This is a genomic window from Bacillus sp. P4_D3, assembly GCF_056401855.1.
In genome coordinates this window covers 1-4,349 of the sequence record NZ_JBFUIN010000265.1, presented here as the reverse complement: position 1 = coordinate 4,349, position 4,349 = coordinate 1, and the positions used below count along the sequence as shown (strand labels likewise).

Below are 4,349 nucleotides of genomic sequence, written 5' to 3'. Positions count from 1 at the left end.
ATATCTATTTTATCAGAGTGCTCACTTTTAATTGGTATGCGTCTTCATGCTCTTATTTTTTCTGCTGTTGCGAAAACACCGATGGTTGGGATTTCATACGATCCAAAAATTGATTCATTTTTAAGACAGGTGAATCAACCTGTTATAGGAAGTGTTGATGGAGACTGGAGTGCCGAAGATTTATATAAAATTGCTAAAAAGCAAGTGACGCAGCATGAGGAAATACAGCAATCTTTGCAAAGAAGAGTAGATGAGCTTCAATTACAAGGCGAACAAGCAGTAAAGAAACTTATTCATCATATAGAAAAAAACACTCTACAGAAAAAGTAGAGTGTTTTTTTGTTAGTGTACTTCTTTACGTTGAAATCTTTTTTTCATATATTGCGTAATGAGATAGACGCCGTAACCTTGCATAATCATAAACGTAGGTATAATAAAGTAACGATAACGCGATTGTATCTCAATAAATATATGGACTCCCGCGTAACCTAAAATTAATAGGGAGAAGAATAGTAACGTTTTATTTTTTTGTTCTTTTATCGTTTTGATGGAGGCTATGCAAGCAAATATGCAAATGCTTATGTAAGATAATTTTTCTAACGTCCATAGTAATCTTGATAATTCGGGTTTTGCATATCCTTCTAGCCCCCAATAAATGGATGCGTCATAATCTCCCCACATAACTTTAAATTTATTCTTGAATAACAATAATAGCTGTCCTTTATCGGCAATTCTTTCTGTAATGAGCTGTTTTTCAATTTCGAAACGTTCCTCGCCAATTGGATATTGAAAAACAAGTTTATGGTCAGGGAAAGAAAATCCACCTGTTGTATCAGGATTGAATCCGACTACAAATTTCCAATAAGGGTCGCGACTAGATAATGGATATTGTGTAACCCCTGTAGTAATTAATGTATAGCTAAAGATAAAGTGCACGATATAATAAATGCCAAGCATACCAATTAACTTTGATACGACCATTTTTTTATTTATTTTTTGATCACCAATTACATGAGTGATAAGTAAGAAAAGAATGAGCGCTAGTAAAATAACAATACCAATCGGTCTCATAATATCGCCAAATGCAATAAGAATACTAACAAATATCCATGCATACGAATGCGAGATTCCTTTTTTTACGAGAAGATAAAAACCAGCGTAGAATAAAAATGTCGCGAGGTGCTGATTTGTTAAAACAGAAGTCATCATAATGTTAGGGATGTATGTTGCGAAAATAAGTGCTGCGACTCTACCGCTAAATTCGTTAAATAGATGCGAAGCTATGCGATATATAAAGTACGTAATGCCAGTGCAATACAGTATGTTTAGTAATTTAATCGCCAATACACCTTCGCCAAACAATTTTATAACACCAGCTTGATACATAGTAAACCCTAATTGATATACCCAAGTAGTGAAGTATGTTTTGTCCGCGAATGAGAAATTGTTATTTGCTGCATCAACTGCTCCATTATACATTTGTGCGAAATCTTGTACGACATTTGTATGGATTGTTAACACCCATGCAAGGCGCAGTATGAATGCTAGTAAACAAAGAAATATGAGAAATTGTGTTTGAGTAAAGAACCGGTTCACGATAATGGAAATGAATACGATACCGATTAGAACAATCAAGACTGCAACTACAAGTAAAAAGGTGTTGTACTTCGGTTCAGTTATTAAATATTGCAATGAGAAAATAAGAGTCATTGCAAAAAATAATACTGTTAATATTTGCAGTGATTTAAATGCAAATGCATATAATCTAGGCATAATTATCCTCCATAGTATGTAATATCTTTGTAGTTCTTTCTATATAAACAGAAATAACTACGCCATTATATCATAAAGGATTTCACGGTTGTAAAAGGAAAGAGGTACGAAAGAATAATATCTAATTTATATATTATTCTTATATAATAAAATACGTATTTTAAAAAGGCTTTATATTAATTTTTATTTATCATGTTTATATAATTAGTATATAATCGGTGTTGGAATGATAAATTCGTAGATTACGAGGAGGATAACCGTGAAGAAATTTTCAAAAGGTATTACAGCAGTTGCGTTAACGGGGTCATTGCTTTTAGCTCCTATTTCAAGTTATGCGGCGAGCGATGATATTACAGGTCATCAATTTGAGCAGCATATGCGTTCTCTTATTAGTAAAGGGATTATGTCAGGGTATGGAAATGATGTTTATTTACCAGATAAAGAGATAACGAGAGCAGAGTTTGCTACATTAATAGCAAAAGCGTTACAACTTCCACAAGCAGATTCGAATTTTAATGATGTGCCAAAATCTTACGGTTTATATGACGGTGTAAGTAGAGCATTCGGAGCGGGAATTATTAAGGGGCGTAGTCCTGAGGCTTTTGCACCTGGTGATGTGATTACACGTGAAGAAATGGCTGTAATGGTAAAACAGGCGCTAGATTATAAAAAGGTTAAAGTAACTGTAAGTCCGCTTACATTTGCTGATACGAATCGTATTAACTATAAAGAACATGTACAAGTTATGGTAGCAACTCAAATTATTAAAGGCTATCCAGAAGATAATACCTTTAGACCACATTTATCAGCGACAAGAGGTATGGCTTCGGCGATGCTGAACTTAATGCTTGATAAAATTGGTAACAACGGTGGAGAAACGCCTGTAGAAACAAAGAATTATGTATTGTTAAATGATGCAGGGAAAATAGTAGAGCGTTACACTACATATAAAGAAGCTGTTACAGCTGCACAAAGTAAAGGCATCAATGCAGTGAAGTATGAAAATGAATTCGTATGGATTAAAGATGGCTTTGCAACTGCGAAGAGAATTCCTGGAAATACAATTAATGTTTACGGTGAAAATTTACAAACAGTATATACATATCTTCAGTACGGAACAGAATTTAAAGTGTTAGAAGTTGGAGAAGATCGCGTGAAAGTACAAATCTCTGATTTAACAGGTTATGTGAAGAAAAATGAAATTACATTAATTCCTGAAAATGAAATGAAAAAGTCATCCTATTACGTGAAATCAGATGGATATTTATACCATAGATATTATACGTATAATACAAGTTCACCTGGATATACAGAGTTTAGATATGGTGCGGCGCCTTCTTTCATGAAGCAAGGGCAATCAATGTATAGTGTAGATGGAAAAACATTTGGAAATGAAACATTCTATCAATATTTTAATTATGTATCATTACGTTCTAAAACAGAATATACAGCAGAACAATTAGATAGTTATGTAAAATCAGTTAAACCAGATTCACCACTAATTGGTTTAGGTGCGAAATTTAAAGAAGTAGAAAGTAAGTATAATGTAAATGCGTTATTCTTATATTCATTAGCAGTTCATGAAAGTTTCTATGGGACAAGCGAGCTTGCACGAGAAAAAAATAATTTATTTGGTTTAAAGGCAACTGATGATAGTCCATTTGGCAACGGTGAAACATTCAACTCAAAAGAAGATTGTATTGAACATGCTGCAAAGTTATACATGGATGAAGGGTATTTAAAACCAGGGCATTGGCGTTATACAGCAGCGTATACAGGTGATAAAGCTGGTGGTGTAAATATGAACTATGCATCTGATGCAAACTGGGGTAAAAAAGTAGCAGGGCATATGTTCCGTTTTGATTCATACTTAGGTAAGAAAGAGTACAACAAATATAAACTTGCTCGTGTAAAGAGTAAGGTAGAAGTGAAAAAAGATCCTCATACGTCGAACAATCGACTGTATAGCTTAACTGCAAATAAAGTTGTTACAGTTACAGGTGAAGAAACGATAAATGGACAAGCATGGGTTAAAATCATCTCTGATGACCCTGCTGTAAATGAAGCTTATATTKCAAAAGAAAATGTAGAGTATGTAAAACACTAATAAAAAAGAGAAGACTGATCATCTAGATGCATTTTATAAAAATGACAAGATGAGCAGTCTTTTTGTGTGTCGAACATAATAAATGTTATTTAATAGAAAATTAATGAAAACAATCCCACTTTATAGAAAAAATAACAAATAATTCGACAAAAAAAACAAAAATAAAGCGCATTCATGTCGAATGATGTCGAGAATTTTAAATATAGTAAATCATCAATCGATTTGTTTTTTGTGTTATAATGCTATTGTTATATTAAATACAAGCGATATATATACGTTTACATATTAGAATCGTTGATAAAAACATAATTCGACAAACATTTCGAATTTGTCGAATTATGCGATAAAAAATTCTTTTAAAAAAAAGAATTATGACGTATTATATACATGGTTTAACTTTTTGGAAAAAGATAGTATTTATTATGGCTGATAAATTACTAATCTCCAAAAAGTGTTTGTAGGTTAATAT

Annotated in this window: 3 protein-coding genes; 2 read left to right on the top strand and 1 reads right to left on the bottom strand. The window is 32.6% G+C overall.

Translation table 11 applies throughout. The features are described 5' to 3' along the window. A partial coding sequence (locus tag AC1DTM_RS18915) for a polysaccharide pyruvyl transferase family protein (RefSeq protein WP_477000649.1) occupies positions 1-330 on the top strand: 330 nt, incomplete at its 5' end. A 12-nt stretch (positions 331-342) separates the two neighbouring features. On the opposite strand, the gene AC1DTM_RS18910 is transcribed toward AC1DTM_RS18915, so the two are convergent. Next, the gene (locus AC1DTM_RS18910; RefSeq protein ID WP_477000648.1) at positions 343-1,773 is read right to left on the bottom strand and encodes a glycosyltransferase family 39 protein; all 1,431 of its coding nucleotides are present in this window, start codon (positions 1,771-1,773) and stop codon (positions 343-345) included. 259 nt (positions 1,774-2,032) lie between these two features. Between AC1DTM_RS18910 and AC1DTM_RS18905 the strand changes: the two genes are divergently transcribed. After that, positions 2,033-3,880, top strand: coding sequence for an S-layer homology domain-containing protein (locus AC1DTM_RS18905; RefSeq protein WP_477000647.1), 1,848 nt, complete (start codon positions 2,033-2,035; stop codon positions 3,878-3,880). The last annotated feature ends 469 nt before the right edge of the window (positions 3,881-4,349 follow it).